Source organism: Terasakiella pusilla DSM 6293 (genome assembly GCF_000688235.1).
Lineage (GTDB): Bacteria > Pseudomonadota > Alphaproteobacteria > Rhodospirillales > Terasakiellaceae > Terasakiella > Terasakiella pusilla.
This window is the reverse complement of sequence record NZ_JHYO01000010.1, coordinates 86,789-110,020: the sequence shown is the minus strand read 5'-3', so window position 1 is coordinate 110,020 and position 23,232 is coordinate 86,789. Positions and strand designations below refer to the sequence as shown.

Here is a 23,232-nt window from a genome sequence, read left to right as displayed (position 1 = left end):
ACTTTTATATCCTGTTACAGTATACCCTGTCTAACGACAGTGCTTAACGGTATGCGACTAAATCCGCATCATCCGAAAGGAAGTACAGCGTCCGGTTGGCAGCCAGCGGCGGCACAATGATGCGGTCCGGCATTTCGACAAGGCCCATAATCTCCCCGTTATAGGGGTTGACGGAATAGGCCTGTTCGTTGCTGCCCGCAACAATTAGACGATCTGACACCAAAATCGGAGTGCTCCAAGTCAGGTTGCCTTTGCGTTCTTCGGGATCTTCATAACGCGGCAGAGCTGTCACCCAATGGATGCGACCATCGTTACGGTTCACACAGACCAATTCAGCGTCCGGTGTGACGATAAACAGATAGTCGCCCGCAATCCACGGGGTTTCCTGACTGGATAATTCTTGGGACCAATACCGCTGTCCGGTCGTCAAGTCAATCGAAACAAACGATCCGGAGTTGGAAATTGCATAAACACGCCCGCGATCAATGATCGGACGCCCCCGAATGGCGGTCAGGGCAGACACGGCATCGGTGCGGCGCGCCCCTGTCAGGTTGTCGGCCCAGACCTGGTTGCCGTTTTCAACTTTAAGGGCGACCACATCACCGGAAGAAAAGGCGGCAACGACAACGCCACTATCCACGGCAGGGCTGGCCCCGCCAAGGATGCTTGCTGTTTCGGAAATACCTTTGTAGTCCCAGAGCTTGTCGCCATTACGACCGTCATAGGCAACGAGTTCGTTGTTGAGTGTAATGGCAAAAACGCGGTTGCCGCGTGCCGTCGGGGCAGCGCGCATCGGTGCATCGGTTTTGGAGACCCAGATGGTTTGACCTGTATTGGCATCAATACCAAACAACAGGGCAAAACCGGTTGCCACAAACAAACGGCCGTTTTCATAGGCTAGCCCGCCGCTGATGTGACCGTCGTCTTCACCTTCCGGTGTGAGTTCCAGTTCCCACAGGCGTTTTCCTGTGTCGGCGTTAAAGGCGGAAACGAGGTTTTCAGAATCGATGGTAAAGATTTTACCGTCAGCCACGATGGGTTGCGCAACGATCCGTTCGCTATCGCCGGATCCATCACCAACACTGGTGGACCAGAGTTTGGAGAGATTTTCGCCCACTTCGATATGGTGCATCGCGTGATTTGCAAAGCCGCCTGTCTGCGGCCACTCGCTGTTGGGCGAGGGCGGTGGCAACAGGATTTTGGTGTCGGCCACTTCCGGTGCAGGCGTTAAAGAACGCTCATGCAATAACACGGAGATACGCTCACCGGGAAGGGGCGGTGCATCTTTTTCACCAAGCCATGTGTCGCAGGCACTTAAGGAAGCTACAGCCACTCCGACCATACATAAACGTCGCAACATCTTTGGGGTCTCCATGTTATTCATGATCTCTTCGTTCGTTTGTTACTGACTTAGATTAGCCCGCATAGGCTTGGGCATATTCACGCGCGCGTTGACGCACACCTGCCGGCACGCTCGCATCTTCGCTCAGGGACTTCATGATTTCAGCCGCTTTTGCTGTGTCGCCAGCTTTGGCATGGGCATAAGCTGTAATTTCATTGGCGCTGTGACGCCACGCGTTTGCCCCGCCGATCAGCGGTTTCAAGCGATTGATGATCTCGTTGGCTTCCATGCTGTCCAGACCATTCAAAGCGCCCAAAACAAGCGCAAGGTCGCGGAAGTCTTGATTAACTTCCCCATTTTCAGCAATTTTAAAATAGGCTTGGGCGGCGTCGGCGTTTTTACCTTGTTGTACCAGCAAGCTTGCTTCCTGCATCAATGCAAGGGTTTTGTAGCCGCCGTCAGTTTCCCCAGCCAGTGCCTGAAACTCTTTGGCAGCGCCATCGAATTGGTCCTGACGGGCAAGCTCGAGCGCCTGAGCATATTTGTCACCCAGTTCTGTACGGGTGCTCAGGTCATAGGATTTCCACCCTTCATAGGCACCTACACCAATGATAACGGCGATGATGGCACCAATAAGTGTGGAGCCGTATTTTTTCCAAAGCAGGGTTGCTTTGTCTTGACGCAGCTCGTCGTCAATTTCCTGAAACAGATTGCTTACGCTCGGATCTTCTTCTTTAGCCACGGCTTAAATCCTAATTTAATTCAAAAAAGTTGCGATAACATAGCTTTTCAGGCGCGCCATTGCAAACGCGCTTTCATACCTGTTGACTGATTCGACACTTTTTTATGACGAAAAGATGGACAAGTTGCTAAATTGATGAAAATTCATGAAAAGGCGGCTTATGAAAATCATTCTCTATTGTGTTGCGGTGGCGCTGGCGGTTGTCACCGCGATTGGCTATGTGGTCGGCAAGGGCTGGGAAGAAGAAGCCCGCGTCGGGCAAATCCAGTTGTCCAAAAGCCAGTTGGTTGCCCTCTGGTCTGAACAGGCAAAAGCCGGTGATCCTGAGGCGCAGTATCAGTTGGGTCGGTATTATGACCGCGACCGGGTGGATTATTTAACCGCGCAGAAATGGTATCGGGTTGCCGCGACCAGAGGCAACCATGCCGGTGCCCAATATAAGCTGGGGCAATTGTATCTGAACGGACGCGGGGTGGAAAATAACCTGCCGAATGCGATGATGTGGTTTCGCAAAGCAGCAGAGGGCGGGGATGCGCGCGGGCAATATTTTCTAGGCGTTTCCCAGCGCGATGGCTGGGAGAGAAAACCGGATTTTATCGAGGCCTATAAGTGGTTTCTACTCGCTAACCGTGACCCTGAACTGGTGCTTGGGGAAGAAGCAAGATTCGATCCCCAAAAAGCCCTTTTAGAGCTGGATGCGGTGATGAGTGAATTTGATCGTGCCGAAGCACAAAAACGTGCCGACAAATGGCAGCCTAGGTGATATGTTGCGCCACCATTTGACTGCGACTGTTTAATAAGGGGATTACGCATGGGGCTTTACACGTTGGCAGGACCTTTCCTGCGCTTGATGTCACCGGAAAAAGCACATGGTCTGGCGATCACGGCCTTAAAATCCGGCCTGATGCCCAAAAAGGACGCGCTGGTTGACCCTATGCTGTCCCAAGACCTGTGGGGAATGACCTTTGTAAACCCCGTTGGGTTGGCAGCCGGATTCGATAAAAATGGCGAAGTCCCGGACGCGATCCTTGATCAAGGCTTCGGTTTTACTGAAGTGGGCTCCGTCACCCCCAAGGCACAACCGGGGAATCCGCAACCTCGCCTGTTTCGGTTAAGTGAAGATGGCGCGGTGATCAACCGCATGGGCTTTAACAACGAAGGGATGGACGCTGTCGAAGCGCGCCTGAAAGCCCGCCCGCGCCGGGGGATCGTCGGGGCCAATTTGGGTAAAAACAAAACGCAGGAAGATGCGGTCGCTGATTATGTCGCGGGTACGAAAACGTTCGCCCCGATCAGTGATTATCTGGTGGTCAACGTCTCCTCGCCCAACACACCGGGTTTGCGGGCGTTGCAAAGTAAAGACCAACTGGCTGCGCTTTTGCGCGAGGTGCTGGCAACCCGTGATGCGGTGGTGGCCAAAGGTAAAGCACCACTGTTGTTGAAAGTTGCACCGGACCTGACAGATGAGGATAAAGCCGATATCGTTGCTGTCGCGCTGGAAACCGGCATTGATGGCATGATCGTTTCCAACACGACGATTGAGCGCCCTGCCAGCCTGCAAAGTGCCCATAAAGGCGAAGGCGGCGGCTTAAGCGGCCAGCCGTTGTTTGAGCCCTCAACCCAAGTGCTGCGTGAGATTGCGAAACAGATTGACGGTAAAATCCCGTTGATCGGCGTCGGTGGTATTTCTAATGCGGATCAGGCCTATGCCAAAATCCGTGCGGGGGCAACATTGGTGCAGTTATATTCCGCCCTTGTTTATGGCGGGCTGGAACTGGTGGGCGAGATCAATCGCGGGCTTTGTGAGCATTTAAAGCGCGATGGCTTTGATCATATTTCAAAAGCAATCGGCGCAGACCTTTAAGGCTGCGCCGACTAAACTTTTATCATGTGTGAGGTGCTGTTGATTTATGCAGCGCCAACACGGCCCATGGCGAGGAACTTTTCGCGACGACGGGCTTTCAAGACACCGCCATCGTGGGTGAGTTGTTCGCGAATGGATTGATCCAGAACCTTGCGCACAGACTGGAAGGTCTGTTCGTGGTTACGGTGTGCGCCGCCTAGTGGTTCTGCAATCACGTTATCGATGACGCCCAAACGGTGCAGGTCTTGCGCGGTGATGTTAAGCGCATCCGCGGCAGATTCCGTATAATCGTTGGAGCGCCACAGGATAGAGGCACAGCCTTCCGGGGAAATAACGGAATATACGGAATGTTCCAGCATGTAGATGTCATTGGCACAGGCAATGGCAATCGCACCACCGGAGCCACCTTCACCAATCACGATGGAGGTGAACGGGACTTTGACGTTCAAACATTTTTCGATGGAACGCGCGATGGCTTCAGACTGACCGCGTTCTTCCGCATCGGCACCGGGGAAGGCACCCATGGTGTCAATAAAAGTGACGATCGGCAGGTGGAATCGTTCCGCCATATCCATCAGGCGCTGGGCTTTACGATAGCCTTCAGGGCGGGCCATGCCGAAGTTGTGTTTGACACGTGAGGTGGTGGTGTTGCCTTTTTCATGACCGATCACAACAACGCTGTGACCCTCAAAACGACCCAGGCCCCCCATAACCGCGCAATCTTCAGCGTACAGACGATCACCGGCAAGCGGGGTGAAGTCTTCGATCAGGTTTTCGATATAGTCTTTGGTGTGCGGGCGCTCTGGGTGGCGCGCGACCAAAGTTTTTTGCCAAGGGGTCAGTTTGCTATAAGTATTTTGCAGCAGGCGCTCGACTTTATTTTGTAAGCGACCGATTTCATCTGCAATATTGATTTCCTCACCGGATGCGCTGACGTGACGCAATTCTTTGATTTTGCCTTCAAGTTCGGCAATCGGTTTTTCGAAATCGAGATAGGTATTCATGAAAACCCCAATGTAAATCAGCTGGTTTTGTTTTTATCAACGGTTGCTAAAAAGCCGCCAGCGTCTTTTTGCGCCAGCGGCCTTTTAATTGCAAGCTTTTTTCGAAAGCGGTTGCGGCCTAAGAGGTCGCCTTGGGCGCGCCCGCCTTGTCTTTCTGATCCATAATGTCTTCAGGATAATCCATGACAAGACCATAGTTTGGATCTTCGATAACGTTGATTTCGACCAGACTTCCGGATTTTTCCAGAAGCTTGGTGCAGTCTGCACTGAGATGGCGCAGGTGCAGTTCTTTACCGGCTTTGATGTAGCGTTCAGCCATGCTGTCAATGGCCTCCAGACCGGAATGGTCCCAAACACGCGAGTCGGCAAAGTCGATCACCACATCATCCGGGTCATTTTTGGGATCGAACAGTTCTTTGAAGCTTGCGATGGACCCAAAGAACAGCGGGCCATGCAGGTGATAGACCTTTGATCCGTTTGGCAGCGTTTTGGTCGTTACATCAATGCGTTTAGCCGCTTTCCAGGCAAAGGCAAGGGCGGAGACAATGACACCCACGACAACAGCGATGGCAAGATCGCTGATGACGGTCACGCCGGAGACCAGAATAAGGACAAAGGCATCGGTGCGCGGGATCTTGTGCAGAATGCGAAATGAACTCCATTCAAATGTGCCGACAACCACCATGAACATGACGCCGACCAGTGCAGCAAGCGGGATTTGTTCAATCAAGGGCGAGGCAAACATGATGAAGGACAGCAGGAACAAGGCCGCAGAAATACCGGACAGACGCCCACGACCGCCGGAGTTCACGTTGATCATGGATTGACCGATCATCGCACAGCCGCCCATGCCACCAAAGAAACCGGTGACCACGTTGGCCGTACCTTGTGCCATACATTCTTTAGACGCGCGGCCATGAGTCTCTGTGAGTTCTGCAACCAGTGTCAGGGTCAAGAGGGATTCAATGAGGCCGATCGCAGCCAAAATGACGGCGTAGGGGAGGATGATCCATAAGGTTTCCAACGTTAGCGGAACCGCTGGGATGTGGAATTCCGGCAGACCACCTGCGATGTTGGCCATATCGCCAACAGTGCGGGTATCAAGACCAAGGTAAATGACCGCAACAGAGATCACAACAATCGCTGCCAGCGGGGCAGGGATGATGGAGGTAAATTTGGGCAAATATTTGATGATCGCCATAGTCAGGGCCACAAGGCCCAGCATGAGATACAGCGGCTCACCCGTCATCCATTGCAGGTTCCCCGTGGTGTCTTCGATCTTGAACTGACCCAACTGGGCAAGGAAGATCACGATCGCAAGGCCATTTACGAACCCCAGCATAACAGGGTAGGGGACGAGGCGAATAAATTTACCTAAATGTAAAGCGCCTGCGACAACCTGTATGATCCCCATCAAAACGACGGTGGCAAACAGATATTCAACACCATGCTGGGCAACCAAGGACACCATGACCACAGCCAAGGCACCTGTTGCGCCACTGATCATACCGGGGCGACCGCCCAGACAGGCTGTGATTAAACCAACCATAAAGGCGGCGTAAAGACCAACCAACGGATGAACGCCGGCAACGAAGGCAAAGGCCACGGCTTCAGGGACAAGGGCGAGTGCAACGGTCAAACCGGATAAAATATCGATACGTGCGTTCGCAGATGCCTTGGAGACAAGCTGAAACATAAAGGAAAACCTCGGAATATAAATGGATTGTGCAGTGCAATAACTGCCTTTTGCCTATACATAACAGGTATTGCTGTACCCCGCAAATTATAATTAGGGGGCGTTTAACAGCGGTTTACCAATCTAAACCGTATGTATCTTTTATCCATTTAAAGCGCGGATCTGTCCTGACCTGTTTCATCAGGTCATTCATTTTTTGCGCAGACGGGGTAAAGCCCTTGCGCACGATCGTTGTAAAATTGTAGCGCTGATCATAACTGTTGGAGGTTAGAAACTTGGCCCGTGCGGTGAAGTGCTTTTGAAAATATTTTAACAGATAGGTTTCGGTGACGATTCCAATGTCCACACGCTTTTCTTCAACCAACTTGATGATGTGATCTGGCGAGTTGGTGAGGGTAATGTTAAAGCGTTTGTGCAAGGCTTTGGGGTCGGTCTCAAAGTTGGTGAAACGATAGTGATATCCGCGGATTGCCGCAATGGACCGTTTCTCAATGTCAGTGAAGTAGCTCTGATTTTTTGAGGGATCTTTGAGAGTGATAAAAACTTCGCCGCCTGTTAGATAGACGGGAGTTGACTCGACTTTCTCGCGGTCCCAGCCCCAGACGACATGGTCAAAAAAGGACATATCAAACCGGCCTTCGTGAAACATGGCGTGGCGGCGCAAAGGGCTTGCCGGGACGGGCTGGAAGAGATAGTCGCTCTGGATGGTATTGAGGGCATTGATCACATCAATGCCCAATCCGTGCACTTCGCCGTTTTCGTGGACGTCATAAAAAGGGGGGAAGTGGGTTACACTGACACGCACGATCTCTGATGCCGTGGCAGGAAAACTAGCCACGAACATATTTACAACCAGCATGCAGACAAGTTGCGTGAGGTGTGAATGCAGAGTAGGACGTTTGTTAATCATCAGCGAACCTGATCTTTCATCATTATTCGCTGATGTTAAACACAAAATTTTATGTGTGCAATTAGATTTTATTAACTTATGCGGCGATAATGTTGTTTAAGTTCAACTCAGGATTTGGCCCAACACTCTTGTTGCGCCCTGATTTTTTGGCTTCATACATGCGATGATCGGCCTTTTCCACCATCTCAATCCAATCTTCGCAACCATCTGTTTGAAGCTCGGAAGCGCCAATGCTGATTGTAACGGGTTTACCGTCAGGACGTTTGCCCAGTGTCAAATCGGACAGACGTTTCAGGATGGGAAGGATGTTGTCGACATCGGTGTTGGGCAGCAGGATAACAAATTCTTCCCCGCCCCAACGGATGAGTTGGTCACTGCGGCGCAGGCATTTTTGTAAACCTTTGGCCACTTGTTTCAAGACGATGTCGCCTTGTTCGTGACCAAATTCATCATTCACGGATTTAAACTTGTCCACATCCATAAACAACAAGCTCATAGGCGCATCTGTGCGAGACGCGATGCGGAACTGCAGATCAAGATATTCTTCCCCCGAACGACGGGTAAAGGCCCCTGTCAGCAAATCTTTGGAGGCTTGATTAATCAGGGAGATCATATAATGAAGCTGGCTCATCCCTGAAAAGATCGAGACCCCAAGCACCACGACCATCAGCCATGTGCTATTAATGAATTCCTGTAGATCGATATCACGTTGTTGCGCAGCGCCCAAAATCACAACGACGGTAACGGCCAAGCCTGTGAGCAAAACTTCCAATGCCGTCAGCGGAAAGACGCTCAGGCCTGCGACAACAATAAAGGGCAGCAGGGCATAGGCGCCGATCACGGCGGTGCCGAGGGCATCTGTTTCGATATTGATGAGGAAGGGCTGTGAAATCAGGTAGAACACAGGCGGAATCGCCATCATGCCCCCCAGAAGAAGGTAGGCATGGTTGAGTGTCTTACAGTTTTGATGCATCAGGTAGAGCCCGAAAAAGACAATCGCCGATACCGTGCGCAGCATGGCAAGGATCGCCCAGGTCGGCCAGGAAAAGGCAAAAAAGTCAACCACGATCCACAAAGGGATCATGATGGCAAATAAAAGCGAGAGCAAACCAACACGGCTGGCGATGATTTTCGCACGATGGCGTCGAATGTGCGCCGAGTGTGCGAACGGCAGCAGCAGTTCCATATATTCGGGAATAATGCGAAGCTGGGATTTGATACTTTTTAGAGCGCTCATGTGTCTCTCGTATAATGCCATTTGAAAATCCTGTGAATAGCCAGCCAAACATACACTCATTTAGCTGAGGTGAATTTACACACTATTTTTATGGATATCAACCGTAGACTGCACAAAAAAGGCCCAAAGCCTTACAGCTTTGAGCCTTTCTAAACTAGAGCGTTTCTGCGGCTTAGAGGCCGTAGGCCTGTGCCAGTTCAGGGTCTTTTTCAGCGACCTGTTTTGCAAGGTCAACAATCACCTTTGCTTGCTTCCAAGTTGCATCGTCCTGCATCTTGCCGTCAATCATCACCGCACCCGTCCCATCAGGCATCGCTTCAAGGATACGGATGGCAAATTTGGCTTCGTCCACATCCGGGGAGAAGACTTTTTTGGCGATGTCGATCTGTTTCGGGTGCAAAGACCATGCGCCAACACACCCAAGCAGGAAGGCATTGCGGAACTGTGCTTCACACGCCGCATCGTCGGAGAAATCACCGAACGGGCCGTAAAACGCCTTGATACCATTGCTTTGGCAGGCATCAACCATCTTGGCAACCGTGAAGTGCCACAGGTCTTGCTGGAAGTGTGTACGTGGTGCGCCTTCTTCCTTCGCATCTGCCAAGACGCCGTAGAACGGGTGACCGCCGCCAACGCGGGTGGTCTTCATGCCACGTGAGGCAGCAAGGTCAGCCGGGCCGAGGCTCATGCCGTGCATACGCGGGCTGGCGGCTGCGATTTCGGAGATTTGCTCCACCCCAAGGGCGGTTTCCAGAATTGCGTGGATCATGATCGGCTTTTTGACGCCGTGTTTGGCTTCGAGTTGGGCCAGCAATTGATCTACATAGTGAATGTCCCAAGGGCCTTCTACCTTCGGCAGCATCAAAACGTCCAGCTTGTCACCGGCTGCGGCAACGATCTCTTGCACATCGTCCAAAAACCAAGGGGAGTTGAGGCAATTAACGCGCGTCCACAAAGAGGTGTTGCCAAAATCAACAGATTTCGCAACTTCGATGAAACCGGCGCGGGCCTCTTCCTTGCAATCTGCCGGAATGGCATCTTCAAGGTTACCGAGGATCACATCAACCTGTTTGACCATGTCTGGCACTTTGGCACGCATCTTTTCCATGTGCGGCGGGAAAAAGTGGATCATACGTTCCAGTTTGACCGGAACTTCACGGTAGGGTTGAGGCGCGCCGATGGCGAGCGGTTCAAAAAACTTCTTGGCTGGTTTCGTCATAATATGCTGTTTCCAATATATTTTTTAAGGTGAGGTCTTATGCTGACCTTCGAATCTCAAGGGATTGTGCATTGCGAGATTGCCCTGCACAAGTCTTTTCTGGCTTTAAGAGTAAAATATTGGTTGCAAACGTAACTACTTATCGTCTTCGGGGTTAAACAAAGCCGCGAGGGGATGTTTGTTCAACACAAGTTGCTTTTCCCGATCCCCGATCATATGGGTATAGATGGTTGTTGTTGAGATATCGGCATGTCCCAGCATCTGTTGCAGGGTGCGCAGATCAATGTCGTGATCCAGCAAATGACTGGCAAAGGAATGCCGGATCACATGAGCAGAGACTTTTTTGGTGATCCCGGCCTTGAGGGCGAGGGCGCGGAGTTCGCTATCAAAGGTATGACGGTTGACATGCCCTTCGCGGGAACGTTTGGAGGGGAAAAGCCAAGGGCTTTCCTGCCCCTTCTTTAAGAAGGTGTGGCGCTGGGGCTGGTAGGTGTTGACGGCCTCAATCGCGGTTTTGGTCAACGGCACCATGCGTTCTTTGTTCCCCTTACCGGTGACAATCAACATGCCGGATTGGCGGGTGAAGGCGGATTGAGGCAGGGTAATCAGTTCGGAAACCCGCAGGCCGCAGGCGTAGAGAATTTCCAGCATGGCACTCAGGCGGAGGTCTTTCGGGCCGCTGTCTGTTTTTGCTTCTTCCAGCAGGCGGGTAATTTCTTCTTCCGTTAGGTATTTGGGGAGGCTGCGCCCCAGCTTGGGACTGTCCAGACTGGCTGCCGGGTCATCAGTGCGGATACGTTCCCCATACAGAAATTTGAAGAATTGTTTAAGGGCGGAGAGACGGCGCGCGCTGGTACGCGGCGCATATCCGCCATCCAGCAGGCTTTTGATATAGCCGCGCAGGTGCTCGGAATTCGCTGTTTCCAGTCGTGACTGTTTGCGTGTGAGATAATCTTCGAGGTTTTCCAGATCGCGGCGATAGTTTTCAATCGTGTTGGGGGCCGCGCCTCTCTCCACCGTCATCATTTGCAAAAACGAGGTGATGTGGCGAGAGGATCGGGAAGGAGAGGTCGGCTTTTTTGCCATGATGCCCTCTCCTTTCCCTAAAGACCTGCCTGCAAGGCCGTTTCAACCGCAACGGCCCGCGCATCGCGTTCCAGTCCGACGGCGCGTAAGGCTTTTAAGCTATCGCTGAGGAAGGTGGGGTCAAGGTCGCTGGCTTTGTGATGGTTGATGGCGTTTAAAAACATCAATACTGTTTCCCCCAACTGACCTTCGTCTGCGGCTTCTTTCATTTTAATCGCCAATCCCGGTTTTGGCGTGATGGCATCTGGCAGGGTTGGCCCGTTGATGAGGCTGACCCAGAGCATATCGGGGACAGGCAGGCCCATACCGTCCACAAGGGCAAAGACTTTGGCGCCAAGCAGATAGCTTTCCGGTTGTTCCGGTTGTGCCTGCCACCAGCTTTTCAGGGTTTGAGAAACCGCATCGTTGGAGACGTCAAATCCGGCAAGCACCGCCAGCGGACGCACCGCGTTCCAGTTTTGGGCGGCGTCGTTGTCTGTAAAGGCGGCGTTGCGCAGCATCAGGTACCATTCTTTTGCCGTTTCCCAGTCCCCTGTCGCCAGCAGAGCGCGAATGGCGGTCGGGGCAAACCAGAGCATATCAATGCTGCGGTTCATTTTGCTGAGGAGAGGCTGATACAGGCGTGAAATGCTGTTGAACTGATTGTCCGGACGCGCCAAGTCAAGCGCCATGTTAATGGTTTCAGCTTGAATAACCGCCAATTGTCCTTCGGTTGTTGTAACCTGATACAGCAAGGCTTGTGCCTTAAACGGGGGCATGTTTTCCGCACTGGCGATCGGGTTGCCGAGCTCGTCCTTGCTAAAGGATTGTTTTTTATAAACCTCTGCTAAGAAATCCGTGCTGGCCAGATTGAGGGCGAGGGTTTTTTGCGTGGCTTCCACATCGCCGGATTGAGTGAGAAAACGCAGGAAGTTAGGGTCTTCGATCTGGCGAACCTGATCGGATAAAGTTGCTTTTGTCGCCGCAATCAACGCAATGTCGAGCGCTTTTGGCGCAGGCAGGTCATCAACCTTTGCTTTGTCGCCAGTGTGTAGCGCATCCATCAGGCTATAATAAACCGGATCTTTGTCGCCCATTTCTTTCAGTAAAGACAGGGACAGCATCGCCTGATCGCCTTGTTTAGCGAGCATACGGCAGAAGGCCAGCGTCTTCACCCAGAACGGATTGTCCCCATTCTGGATATTCTGGGCAGCAAGGGCACAGGCTTTGGAAGTTTGACCCGCCAGCAAGAGCACGCGGGCTTCCAGCATCTTGAGATCATCGGTCTGGTCATTTTGCGGTGCCGAATCGATGAGGGAAAGCACATCTTCCAACTGGCCCATCTGGGCGAGCTTTTCCGCGCGCAGGCTGAGCAAGGACTTTGGTCCCGCTGGCCCTTTGGGAGGCGTTGCGGTACTTAACAGCAAGCGGCGTTGCAGGATGCGCAAGTAAGGTGCTGAGGGGCGTGCGGGTAAACGCGCGATCAGACGTTCTGCAAACGGACGGCTGATACCGGACCACATATCACTGGGAAAGGCATGGCTGCCGCTTAAAACACCTGTGGCCTCTGCGCTGACATCGCCCAGCGTCTGGACGTTAATCCCGCCGGAAATGGTTTTGACCGGAACTGGCGTGACACTTGGCACAACGCGGTCTTCGGTGGGGACCGTCAGGTTACGCGGCGAGAGATCACGCGGGGCGTTGTCTTGTGCCAGCACCAATGTGGGGAGGCAGGCGACAACCGATGCACAGAGCATTGTTTTAAACGACATACCCATGCGCTTACCGTGGGAAACGGTCGTCAGGAATGGTTTTCTCGACCGGTGCGGTCGGGGCCGGAATATCCCAGGTCGCGAGAAAAACGCCAGCACCAGCTAGCACGAGAAGGATAAGAACTAATAAAAATTTTGAAAGAGCCTTCATGGCAAATGTTTCGACTTCTATTTATTGGAAGAGACGGGCGGTAGTCTAGCGGCGTGGCGCCAGACTTTCAACGATTGCGACAGATTATACTTACGAAAATCTGAATTCTTAATTAAAGTAGGATAAATTTTATTAACAAGATTCTGTTCGAAACGATAAAAAGTGAAAAAAACCAAACTGAAACTCCGCCTCCCCAAAGGACAATCCCTTGTGCTTGTCGGCTTGATGGGGGCGGGGAAAACCTGCATTGGCCGGCAGGTCGCCCAGAAATTTGATATCCCCTTTGTTGATGCGGACCGCGAGATTGAAGAGGCAGCGGGCTGTTGCGTGGCTGATATCTTTGAATTATACGGAGAATCCGCCTTTCGGGACGGGGAGCGCCGGGTGATCAAACGTCTGCTGGAAGGTGAGCCGTGCATCCTGGCGACAGGCGGCGGGGCCTTTATGAATGCAGAAACCCGCGGCCTGATTGAAGAAACCGGCACAAGCCTGTGGCTAAAAGCGAATGTGGACGTTTTGATTAAACGCACAAGCGGGCGCAAACATCGCCCCCTTTTAAATCAGGGGGACCCGGCAAAGACCTTGCGCAAACTGGTGGATGAACGATATCCCGTCTACGCCCAAGCCGATATCATTGTGGAAACCCGTGACGAGCCGCTGGATGCGACCGTTAGACGTGTGATCAAAGCCCTAAAGGACTGAGTATATAAATGACACTTGAACAAAACACCCTTCATGTTGACCTCGGTGAGCGCAGCTATGACATCTTGGCTGGAGCCGGTTTATTGGCTGAAGCGGGCAAGCACATCAAACCGTTGCTAAACAACAATCAGGTGGTCATCGTTACCGATGAAAATGTCGCCCCGATTTACCTCCAGCCCCTGCAGTCGGTGTTGGAAGCCGAGGGCGTGACTTGCCATGCGGTAACGTTGAAGGCTGGGGAAGCGACCAAAAGCATCGCGAACTTTGGACAGTTGCTGGAAGATATCCTGGCCTTCGGGATTGAACGGGGCACGACCCTGATCGCCCTTGGCGGCGGTGTGATTGGTGATATTACAGGCTTTGCAGCAGCCAGTCTGTTGCGTGGGATCGATTTCATTCAGGTGCCGACAACGTTGCTGTCGCAAGTTGACAGTTCTGTTGGCGGTAAGACCGGCATCAATGCCAAAGCGGGGAAAAACCTGATCGGGGCCTTCCATCAGCCGCGTCTGGTGCTGATTGATACGGAAACACTGAATAGCCTGCCAAAACGGGAATTACTGGCGGGCTATGCCGAGGTTGTTAAATATGGCCTGATCGGGGATGACGCCTTCTTCACTTGGTTGGAAGAAAAAGGCGCGGACTTGGTCGCTGGTGATCAGGACTTGCGCCGCGAGGCGATTTTAAAAAGCTGTGCGGCAAAAGCCGATGTGGTCGCGCAGGATGAAAAAGAAGGCGGGGTGCGTGCCCTGTTAAACTTGGGTCATACATTTGGTCATGCGCTGGAAAAAGAATGTGGCTATGACGGCGACTTGTTACATGGCGAAGCGGTGTCGATCGGTATGGTGATGGCTCATGAGTTTTGTGCCCGGCAAGGGATTTGCCCGACAGCCGACGCGGATCGTTTAAAAGCGCATTTGACAGCGCTGGAGATGCCGGTGGACCTGCGGGGATTGCCGTGTCAGGACTGGACGGCTGAGTTGTTGATGAAGCATATGATGAAAGACAAAAAGGTCAAAGACGGCAAGGTTACTTTTGTTTTAGTCCGTGCCATTGGGGAGGCGTATCTGGACAGAAATGTGGCAGATACGGATTTGAAAACCTATCTGGATGATTTGCTTGATCGCTCCAGACGTTGATCGGGAAGGTAAATTGAGATGGAATGGATTATTGCAGCAATTTTCATATTGATCCTGTTTTCGGCCTTTTTTTCTGGGTCGGAAACGGCGCTGACGGCGTCTTCGCGCGCGCTCATGCATCAGTTGGAACAAAACGACGGCGATAAACGCGCCGGGATCGTCAATCGTTTGATGGATTCAAAGGAACGTCTGATCGGCGCAATCCTGTTGGGGAACAACCTTGTTAACATCCTTGCGTCGTCACTTGCGACCAGTGTGATGATCACCTATTTCGGTGAAACCGGCGTTGTCTATGCGACTTTGGTGATGACCGTTGTTGTGCTGATTTTCGCAGAAATTCTGCCGAAAACTTTCGCGATTCAGAATGCCAACCGGTTGGCCCTGTCCATTGCACCAGCTATGAAGATTCTGGTGTTTGTGTTGGCCCCTATTACCATGACGACCCAGTTTATCGTCGCAACGACCCTGAAAATTTTTGGCGCAGGCGCGTCTCAAGATGAAGGGCAGTCTGCGGAAGAACTGCGCGGCGCTATCAATTTGCATGATGGCCAAGGCGATGAAGGTGTCAGTCAGGAACGCACCATGCTGCACAGTATCCTTGATCTGGCAGAGGTGGAAGTCAGTGAGATTATGACCCACCGTAAAGGGGTGGTGATGATCGATGTGAACCTGCCAGCGGAAGAGATTGTGGAGCAGGTGCTGGATAGTCCTTTTACCCGCTTGCCCCTGTATCGGGATGACCCGGACAACATTATCGGGGTCATCCATGCCAAAGCCTTGCTGCGTGCCATCCGGAGCCAAAAAGGCGAGCTGGAAGGGCTGGATGTGGTTTCCCTTGCCAGCGAAGCGTGGTTTATCCCGGAAGCAACATCTTTGATGGGGCAGTTGGAAGCGTTTCGTGCGCGCCGCGAACATTTTGCTGTCGTTGTGGACGAATATGGCAGTGTCATGGGGATTGTGACGCTGGAAGATATTCTGGAAGAAATTGTGGGCGATATCGAAGATGAACATGACGATAAGGTCGAAGGGGTAAAATCCCAGCACGATGGGTCGTATGTTGTTGACGGTATTGTGACCTTGCGTGATCTGAACCGCGAATTTGACTGGCGCCTGCCGGATGAAGAAGCCTCGACCATCGCCGGGTTGTTGTTGCATGAAGCAAGGCGTATCCCCGATATCGGGCAGATTTTCCAGTTTTATGGCTTCCGTTTCGAGATTATGGATCGTAAACGCAACCAGATCACATCTATTCGCATTTTCCCGCCCCATGAGGACGGAGAAAGTAAATAAAGGGGGCTTTTTTGCAAAATAGATTTGAAACGTGAAAATTCATAACAACTTATAAGGCATGGAAGTTTTTGCCTCATATGATGTGTGGAACAGCACGGGAGAAGAGTATGCAGAAAAAGTTAGTCCCTCATGTGATTAGTGAGTGCCGGTGTACGACCTGTACACCGGATAAAACCGTTTCTGAAGCGGCGGTTTTGATGACCGAGGAAAATATCGGGGCGTTGATCGTTGTCGAAGATAGCAAGGTTGTCGGGATTGTGACGGAGCGCGACATCATGCGCAAAGTCGTTGGCGGCGGCCTTGATGCCGCACAGACCAAGGTGAGCGACATTATGACGAAAGACCCGGATACGGTCACGGGTGACTGTGTTGCGGCAACGGCCCTCAATATGATGATTGAAAAGGGCTATCGTCATCTGCCGATTTTGACGGATGATGGGAAAGCGTGCGGGATGGTGTCGGTACGTGACCTGTATCGTGTGGTGCAGACCGCCTTGGAAGAGGAGCTGGTTGCCGTGGAAAACTATGTTCACGGTGGGGAAGGCTATGGCGTTGGGGCTTGACGCGTCCTTCTCATAAGATTATTTGTTCGGGGTCAAAACAAAATGACTGCCTGTCAACGGGCAGTCATTTGCTTGTTGCCATTTGTATAAAGAGTGCTGCTGATGCCCTTATCGACCCCTGCCGCCCGCAAGCATGTGCATACCCGCGCTGTTACGTTCACCGGATATGAACGTGAAGATGGTCTGTTTGACATTGAAGGGCATCTGGTTGATACCAAGACCTATTCCTTTCCCAATCAGGACCGCGGCGAAATTAAAGCAGGCGAGCCGATTCACAATATGCGCCTGCGCCTGACGGTCGATGAAGAGATGATCGTGCGTGCGGTCGAAGCGGTGATTGATGATAGCCCGTTTAACCTGTGCTGTACCATCACGCCAGCGTTTAAAGTTCTGGAAGGCATGTTGATTGGCCCGGGTTGGAATCGTCGTGTACGTGAAAAATTGGGCGGTACAAAAGGCTGTACCCATCTGGTCGAGATGTTGGCACCGATTGCGACGGCAACTTATCAGACCTTATATCCGATCTTGAAACAGCGCCGTGAGGCCCAGCCGGAAGACGAGCGAGATAAGCCGTCGATGATTGACGGCTGTCATGTCATGGATAGCAGTGGCCCGTTGATTAAAGAACGCTGGCCTGAATATTATAAAAAGCCTGAACCGGTTTCCTGATTCAGGCTTTCCTTAACCGATGCGAAGAATATGGCAGAGCTTCTGGCTCATCCCATGTTCCGCGCACAGACATTCATCTGTATGCCCCAGATGAAACGGGTTATTTTCAGCGATTGCACGCAGATAACAAACAATAAAAGCCCGAATGGCTGATGTGCGGTTTGAACGCGGTTTGAAGTCATTAATCCAAGTACATAGGGTATGGATGCTGACGGCTTCGCACTCGCAAATATGTTCCAAAGCAGACCACATTTCCGGTTCCAGTCTGAAACTGGTGCGCTGTTCCCCAATGACAACATTGCGGCTGATTAAAGAGTCTGACATACACGAATTCTCTAACGGTGATCTCGGTTTTTCTTTTCTGTTCTTATTTTATGTGATTAGGACTTGAAAAGATTTTCTACCATTAGTCGGGTGTATACAAAAAGTCAATCCACAAAAACGCTGCGTACAATAGTATGTTATGCTGATTTATACTCCTTTAGGGTAAGGGTACGCAAGGAAAGCGCATGGACCCGATCTTTGAGTTCATCTGCCAGAATGTCGTAAACCATACGTTGCCTTTGCACCCTGGAAACACCCTCGAATTTATCTGAAACGATAAGTAAATTGAAGTGACTTTCACCTTGTGGGTTAGCGCCAGCATGTCCGGCATGCATGTAAGATTCGTCCTCAAGGACCAGTTTTTCTGGGGAAAGTTCTTCGTTGATCTTTTTTTTCATGACTTCAGCGACGGACATAGAAAAAACCTTTCTGTGCTAACAGGTTGAATTATATAGAAGTTGGGTTGCTAAGTTGTATTCAACTTAGAGAATGTTTAAGGTAGTACTTGATTAGTTTAGTACAATACTATACTTAGGGAGTATCTCATAAAAATAAAAAGAGGGATCGGATGGCTTGAAAAAGTCGTTACTGGAAGTTGGAGCTACTACCTATGTCGCAAACTGTAAATAAGAAAAAAGCGGATGATGTCGATAAATTTGTCGGCGAGAAAATTCGCGAACGCCGTATTATGTTGGGTCTTACTCAACAGGAACTCGCCCATGGTATCGGTGTGACCTATCAACAGGCACACAAGTACGAGCAAGGCGTGAACCGCGTTTCTGCTGGTCGCCTGTTTGAAATTGCCCGGATGTTAAACACCCCTGTCGAATTCTTTTTTGACGGTATTGGCGGTGAAACACAACGTGAAACCAACCCGCGTGAGCGTATGGGGTTGGAACTGTCACGTCATTTCTCCATGATCCGCAACGAAAAGTACCAAGAGGCGATCTCTAGTCTGGCGCGTGCTTTGGCGGACGAAAAGCAATAAAGTCGGTATAAAAAACGGCGGGCATTGGTCCCGCCGGTTTTTTGCCCCTTTTTCGACCACGTTTGACTTGCTATAAGAAGTGATCGTCCCATATTTTTTGTGGGTGCCTTTCCTTCTTGAGTGAGTTTTTTTGTGTCTACAAAGAGTGATCTTCGTTTCAACAGCCGTTTCTGGGAAGAAACGATAGAAGAAGTCGATCCGGATGCACCGCGGTGTGCATGGCCCGATTGTGAAGATCTGGGGGAGTTTAAGGCCCCCAAGTCACGCGATAGCCTGCGTGAATATCATTATTTTTGCCTTGATCATGTGCGCGAATATAATAAGCGCTGGAATTATTACGAAGGCATGAGCACGGCTGATATCGAACGCGATATGCGTAAAGATTATACATGGGACCGCCCAAGTTGGAATTTTGGTACCTTTAAGCAAACAGCAGGCGCAAATGGTGGCGGTTTTAAAGATGATTTTGGGTTCTTCAAGGAAGATGGCAGCTTTAAGGGTGAGCCGGAAGATGATATGGCCCAATTTGATTGGGAAGAACGTAAAGCCTTCGCCTTATTGGACCTTAAGCCACCCCTTACTCAGACAGAATTAAAGGCAAGATATAAAGTGTTGGTCAAAAAATATCACCCCGATGCCAATGGCGGTGACAAAGACGCAGAAGAACGCTTTAAAATTATTAGCCAAGCCTATACATTACTCAAAAATACAATCATCGACTAAAATCGGAAGAAGAGATTATGAACGAATTTTCAGGCGTGCAAGCCTTCCCATTGGATGGCCCGGACACAATGGTTGACGTCAACTCAACCTTCGGCATTGATGTGGATATGCAGGTGCCCGCTTTCTCCATTCGCAATGAATATGTGCCGGATCTGGATGAAACCTATCGCTTTGATAAAGAAACCACATTGGCCATTCTTGCAGGCTTCGCCCATAATCGCCGCGTGATGATTCAGGGCTATCACGGCACAGGTAAATCTTCTCATATTGAACAGGTCGCCGCCCGCCTGAACTGGCCGTGCGTGCGTATCAACCTTGATAGCCATATCAGCCGGATCGATTTGGTCGGTAAGGATGCGATTGTCCTGAAAGACGGCAAACAGGTGACAGAATTCCGCGAAGGGATTATTCCGTGGGCGCTGCAACATCCGTGTGCGCTGGTGTTTGATGAATATGATGCCGGTCGCCCAGATGTGATGTTTGTCATCCAGCGTATCTTGGAAGTGGAAGGCAAGTTGACCCTGCTGGACCAAAACCGCGTGATCCGTCCGCACCCGCACTTCCGTATGTTTGCGACGGCCAACACCATTGGTCTGGGGGACACAACAGGCCTGTATCACGGCACGCAACAGATCAACCAGGGCCAGATGGACCGTTGGTCCATGGTGCAGACCTTGAACTATCTGGAACATGATCAGGAAGTCGAGATCGTTCTGGCAAAAATGCCGGATTGGAATACAGAAGAAGGCCGCAAAAATGTGGCTGCGATGGTTGAATTGGCAGACCTGACCCGCCAGAGCTTCATCAACGGGGATCTGTCTACGGTCATGTCGCCGCGTACCGTCATTACATGGGCGGAGAATGCGCAAATCTTTGGCAATGATCTGGCCTATGCGTTCCGCGTGACCTTCCTCAACAAATGTGACGAGATGGAACGTCCGGTGGTTGCTGAATTCTATCAGCGTTGTTTTGATGTGGATCTGCCGTTGAGTGCAGCGCGTGTGGCGTTGAGCTAATGCAGGAAGAAATTCGCGATCTGTTAAAACGGGTGACGACGGCGACCGTGCGTTCCTTTTCCGGGGAGCCGGAGCTGGTCGTGAACTATTCACCGGGCGCAGCAACCGTTAATCGCGGGTCTGTGCGTCTGCCGATGCCCTCGCGAGGGAGTATCTCGCAAGGGGATTTGGAAAAGCTGCGCGGGACCGCCGATGCAGCCTCCTTGCGTCTGCGTTTTCATGATGCGGCTTTACACCGTGCCAAAATGCCATCTGATCCAAGCGCACGTGATGTGTTTGAACTGGTCGAGCAGGCAAGGGTAGAGAGCCTCGGCTCGCGCCGCATGAAGGGCGTAGCCCAAAACCTCAATACCCTGCTGGATAACCGTTGTCAGGAAAATGGCTGGGGTAAGGCCTTGAGCCGTGATGACGTGCCGGTTGCCCATGGGCTTGCCCTGCTGGTGCGCGAACGTTTGTCCGGTGGGGACTTGCCGCCGGTTGCCAAAAAAGCCGCAGACCTGTGGCGCCCGTTCGTGGAAGAACATGGCGAAACCGCTCTGAACGACCTTGTAAGTAAGGCGGAGGACCAGAAAGCCTATGGGGAAGCGGTTTATCGCTTCCTCGAAGAGATGGAGCTGATGGACCCGCCGAGTGGTCAGGAAGAAGAAGACGAGCAAAACCAGCAAACCGAAGAAACGGACGGGGATGAAAGCCCGTCTGAGCAGGATCTGGAAAGCGTCGGCGGTGGCGGGGAAATGGACGATGATATGGACATGCCCCCGTCCGAAAAAGATGACACCGCCCCATCTGAAGGTGAAGGTGAGGACGGCGACGAGCAGGAAATGGAAGCGGGCGCGGGCGAAGATAGCCCCGCAGGCCCAAGTCGCCGCCCCAATTGGCTCGATCCCAATGATGCCATCCAGATTGATTATAAAGCCTATACCACCGAGTTTGACGAGGAAATCGCAGCCGCAGACCTTGCTGATGAGGAAGAGTTGGAACGTCTGCGTCGTCAGCTGGATATGCAGCTTGCCAACCTGCAAGGGGTTGTGGCCCGCATCGCCAACCGCCTGCAACGTCGCTTAATGGCCCAACAGCAGCGGTCTTGGGACTTTGATCTGGAAGAAGGCTTGCTGGATGCAGCCCGTCTTGCCCGTATTGTTGCCAACCCGACCCATTCCCTGTCTTATAAGTGGGAGAAGGAAACCGAATTCCGTGACACGGTTGTCTCGTTACTGATCGATAATTCCGGTTCCATGCGCGGGCGACCCATCACGGTTGCGGCGATTAGTGCTGACATTCTGGCACGTACACTGGAACGGTGCGGTGTTAAGGTGGAAGTGCTCGGCTTTACCACAAAAGCGTGGAAGGGCGGCAAGTCTCGTGAAAAATGGATGAGTGAAGGCAAATTGCCTAATCCGGGCCGGCTGAACGATCTGCGCCATGTGGTTTATAAATCAGCGGATGATCCGTGGCGTCGGGCGAAAAACAATATGGGGCTGATGCTCAAAGAAGGTCTGTTGAAGGAAAATATCGACGGAGAATCTTTATTGTGGGCTTATAAGCGCCTGATGTGTCGACCGGAAGATCGCAAAATTCTGATGGTGATCTCTGATGGGGCGCCGGTTGACGATTCTACGCTCTCCACCAATCCGTCCAGTTATCTGGAAGCGCACCTGCGCGAGGTGATCGAATGGATGGAAACCCGCACCCCTGTGCAATTGACCGCCATCGGTATTGGGCATGATGTGACGCGTTATTATCGCAATGCCGTGACCTTGAGTGATCCGGAAGACTTGGGCGGGACCATCCTGCAAAATCTGGCGGATATGTTTGACGCAAATCTGGATAGCCTGCACCTCAGAAGATAGGACGAAATCATGACCCACCGGTTTTTCTGGACGATGGCTGTCGTCCTATTGTGCGCAGTGACTGCGCGGGCCGGTGGGGATGAGGTGAAAATTTATCGCGAGCCTGTCGCGTTCGCGCCTTTTCAAACTGAATATGTAAAGCTGTTATCCGTTGAACAATTGAGTTCAACTGATTCGCGGTTTGGCGGCTTGTCTGGATTGGTTAAAACGCCCGACGGCTATCTGTCTGTCAGTGATCGCGGCGTGCTGTTCACCTTTGAAGGGGAGAGGTTTGATCGGGCGCGGTTGATCCCGCTTAGAGGAGGGAACGGTAAGCTCTTAAAAGGCAAGAGACGCAAAGATTCTGAAAGTCTGGCACTGGCCCCGGATGGCAGTCTCTACATCTCTTTTGAGCGCAATCACCGGGTTGTGCGGTACGCGCGTGATGGTTCTGTCCGTGAAGATATCCTGAGCTTTGGAAAAGAGGAACAGGCGTTGGTCCCTAATCATGGGATCGAGGCCCTAGAGATTCTGCGTGACGGGACGCTTTTGCTGGTGGTGGAAGGGCAGGTGTCTCATCCCTTTACCGCAGTCTGGTTGGTAAAGGACGGACAGTCGAAGCGATTCGATCTTCCCTTAAAGGATGGGTTTAGACCGACTGGCGTGGTGCGCTTGCCACAAACGGATAATTTTGTGTTGCTGGAGCGCTATTATAAGCCTTTGCTCGACGTGAAAGCGCGTTTGTCATACCTAAATGTCAGCGCAGATTCGGTGACGCGCGGTGCCGTTCTGGCAGAGTTTTCATCGCCAACGCCCGTTGATAATTTTGAAGGAATCGCAGCGCATGAGGATACTCAAGGCCGTCTGATTCTTAGCGTCTTGTCCGATGATAACTTTAGCCTGTTTCAACGGACTTTGTTGCTGCGGATTTTGCTCAAATAAAAAAGCCCGCCCTTGAAGAAGGGCAGGCTTTTTACAAAACTGTACGCT

23 protein-coding genes are annotated in these 23,232 nt (G+C 51.7%); 12 read left to right on the top strand and 11 right to left on the bottom strand.

Annotated features, from left to right (window positions below; translation table 11 throughout):
• Window positions 1–43: 43 nt before the first annotated feature.
• On the bottom strand, window positions 44–1,360 hold the full coding sequence (locus tag Q397_RS0108640; RefSeq protein ID WP_169737983.1) for a PQQ-binding-like beta-propeller repeat protein: 1,317 nt from the start codon (window positions 1,358–1,360) through the stop codon (window positions 44–46).
• 55 nt (window positions 1,361–1,415) lie between these two features.
• Window positions 1,416–2,084, bottom strand: coding sequence for a tetratricopeptide repeat protein (locus tag Q397_RS0108635; protein WP_028879080.1), 669 nt, complete (start codon window positions 2,082–2,084; stop codon window positions 1,416–1,418).
• Between the two features lie 160 nt (window positions 2,085–2,244).
• On the opposite strand from Q397_RS0108635, the gene Q397_RS21700 reads away from it, so the two are divergent.
• Both Q397_RS21700 and Q397_RS0108625 read left to right on the top strand, forming a co-directional pair.
• Window positions 2,245–2,847: a tetratricopeptide repeat protein gene (locus Q397_RS21700; protein ID WP_051609846.1), complete on the top strand. Its 603-nt coding sequence runs from the start codon at window positions 2,245–2,247 to the stop codon at window positions 2,845–2,847.
• Between the two features lie 48 nt (window positions 2,848–2,895).
• On the top strand, window positions 2,896–3,948 hold the full coding sequence (locus Q397_RS0108625; protein WP_028879079.1) for a quinone-dependent dihydroorotate dehydrogenase: 1,053 nt from the start codon (window positions 2,896–2,898) through the stop codon (window positions 3,946–3,948).
• Window positions 3,949–3,992: 44 nt separating this feature from the next.
• Here the strand turns inward: Q397_RS0108625 and Q397_RS0108620 are convergent, their stop codons facing one another.
• From Q397_RS0108620 to Q397_RS0108590, 7 genes are all read right to left on the bottom strand, one after another.
• A complete protein-coding gene (locus Q397_RS0108620; RefSeq protein WP_028879078.1) occupies window positions 3,993–4,952 on the bottom strand; it encodes an acetyl-CoA carboxylase carboxyltransferase subunit alpha in 960 nt (319 codons plus the stop codon).
• Between the two features lie 118 nt (window positions 4,953–5,070).
• Window positions 5,071–6,648 (bottom strand): SulP family inorganic anion transporter, encoded by a 1,578-nt coding sequence (locus Q397_RS21695; protein ID WP_038013198.1) that lies wholly within the window; start codon window positions 6,646–6,648, stop codon window positions 5,071–5,073.
• A gap of 115 nt (window positions 6,649–6,763) precedes the next feature.
• Complete coding sequence (locus Q397_RS0108610) at window positions 6,764–7,486, bottom strand: substrate-binding periplasmic protein (protein WP_169737982.1); 723 nt, start codon at window positions 7,484–7,486, stop codon at window positions 6,764–6,766.
• Between the two features lie 148 nt (window positions 7,487–7,634).
• Window positions 7,635–8,795 (bottom strand): GGDEF domain-containing protein, encoded by a 1,161-nt coding sequence (locus Q397_RS21690; protein WP_051609845.1) that lies wholly within the window; start codon window positions 8,793–8,795, stop codon window positions 7,635–7,637.
• A 172-nt stretch (window positions 8,796–8,967) separates the two neighbouring features.
• Window positions 8,968–10,014, bottom strand: coding sequence for an HpcH/HpaI aldolase/citrate lyase family protein (locus tag Q397_RS0108600; RefSeq protein WP_038013195.1), 1,047 nt, complete (start codon window positions 10,012–10,014; stop codon window positions 8,968–8,970).
• A 135-nt stretch (window positions 10,015–10,149) separates the two neighbouring features.
• Complete coding sequence (locus tag Q397_RS0108595; protein WP_028879075.1) at window positions 10,150–11,100, bottom strand: site-specific tyrosine recombinase XerD; 951 nt, start codon at window positions 11,098–11,100, stop codon at window positions 10,150–10,152.
• 17 nt (window positions 11,101–11,117) lie between these two features.
• The gene (locus tag Q397_RS0108590) at window positions 11,118–12,851 is read right to left on the bottom strand and encodes a hypothetical protein (RefSeq protein ID WP_156950661.1); all 1,734 of its coding nucleotides are present in this window, start codon (window positions 12,849–12,851) and stop codon (window positions 11,118–11,120) included.
• Between the two features lie 313 nt (window positions 12,852–13,164).
• On the opposite strand from Q397_RS0108590, the gene Q397_RS0108585 reads away from it, so the two are divergent.
• The 5 genes from Q397_RS0108585 (at window position 13,165) to Q397_RS0108565 (ending at window position 17,362) form a co-directional block, all read left to right on the top strand.
• The gene (locus tag Q397_RS0108585; RefSeq protein WP_051609844.1) at window positions 13,165–13,704 is read left to right on the top strand and encodes a shikimate kinase; all 540 of its coding nucleotides are present in this window, start codon (window positions 13,165–13,167) and stop codon (window positions 13,702–13,704) included.
• 8 nt (window positions 13,705–13,712) lie between these two features.
• Window positions 13,713–14,840 carry a 3-dehydroquinate synthase gene (gene aroB / locus Q397_RS0108580; protein WP_028879072.1) on the top strand — a complete coding sequence of 376 codons (1,128 nt, stop codon included), beginning with the start codon at window positions 13,713–13,715 and terminating at the stop codon, window positions 14,838–14,840.
• A gap of 18 nt (window positions 14,841–14,858) precedes the next feature.
• Complete coding sequence (locus Q397_RS0108575) at window positions 14,859–16,130, top strand: HlyC/CorC family transporter (RefSeq protein ID WP_028879071.1); 1,272 nt, start codon at window positions 14,859–14,861, stop codon at window positions 16,128–16,130.
• A 107-nt stretch (window positions 16,131–16,237) separates the two neighbouring features.
• Window positions 16,238–16,693, top strand: coding sequence for a CBS domain-containing protein (locus tag Q397_RS0108570; RefSeq protein WP_028879070.1), 456 nt, complete (start codon window positions 16,238–16,240; stop codon window positions 16,691–16,693).
• Between the two features lie 102 nt (window positions 16,694–16,795).
• On the top strand, window positions 16,796–17,362 hold the full coding sequence (locus Q397_RS0108565; protein ID WP_028879069.1) for a DUF2889 domain-containing protein: 567 nt from the start codon (window positions 16,796–16,798) through the stop codon (window positions 17,360–17,362).
• 12 nt (window positions 17,363–17,374) lie between these two features.
• Here the strand turns inward: Q397_RS0108565 and Q397_RS21685 are convergent, their stop codons facing one another.
• Both Q397_RS21685 and Q397_RS0108555 read right to left on the bottom strand, forming a co-directional pair.
• Complete coding sequence (locus Q397_RS21685; protein WP_051609843.1) at window positions 17,375–17,686, bottom strand: ribbon-helix-helix domain-containing protein; 312 nt, start codon at window positions 17,684–17,686, stop codon at window positions 17,375–17,377.
• A 137-nt stretch (window positions 17,687–17,823) separates the two neighbouring features.
• Window positions 17,824–18,102 carry a BolA family protein gene (locus Q397_RS0108555; RefSeq protein ID WP_028879068.1) on the bottom strand — a complete coding sequence of 93 codons (279 nt, stop codon included), beginning with the start codon at window positions 18,100–18,102 and terminating at the stop codon, window positions 17,824–17,826.
• Between the two features lie 194 nt (window positions 18,103–18,296).
• On the opposite strand from Q397_RS0108555, the gene Q397_RS0108550 reads away from it, so the two are divergent.
• From Q397_RS0108550 to Q397_RS0108530, 5 genes are all read left to right on the top strand, one after another.
• A complete protein-coding gene (locus tag Q397_RS0108550) occupies window positions 18,297–18,674 on the top strand; it encodes a helix-turn-helix domain-containing protein (RefSeq protein ID WP_028879067.1) in 378 nt (125 codons plus the stop codon).
• Between the two features lie 132 nt (window positions 18,675–18,806).
• Complete coding sequence (locus tag Q397_RS21680; protein ID WP_051609857.1) at window positions 18,807–19,397, top strand: J domain-containing protein; 591 nt, start codon at window positions 18,807–18,809, stop codon at window positions 19,395–19,397.
• Between the two features lie 17 nt (window positions 19,398–19,414).
• Window positions 19,415–20,413 carry a cobaltochelatase subunit CobS gene (gene cobS, locus Q397_RS0108540; protein WP_038013192.1) on the top strand — a complete coding sequence of 333 codons (999 nt, stop codon included), beginning with the start codon at window positions 19,415–19,417 and terminating at the stop codon, window positions 20,411–20,413.
• Complete coding sequence (locus Q397_RS0108535) at window positions 20,413–22,263, top strand: cobaltochelatase CobT-related protein (RefSeq protein ID WP_028879065.1); 1,851 nt, start codon at window positions 20,413–20,415, stop codon at window positions 22,261–22,263. The genes cobS and Q397_RS0108535 overlap by 1 nt, the downstream gene beginning before the upstream one ends.
• Window positions 22,264–22,272: 9 nt before the next feature.
• Window positions 22,273–23,184: an esterase-like activity of phytase family protein gene (locus Q397_RS0108530; RefSeq protein ID WP_028879064.1), complete on the top strand. Its 912-nt coding sequence runs from the start codon at window positions 22,273–22,275 to the stop codon at window positions 23,182–23,184.
• The last annotated feature ends 48 nt before the right edge of the window (window positions 23,185–23,232 follow it).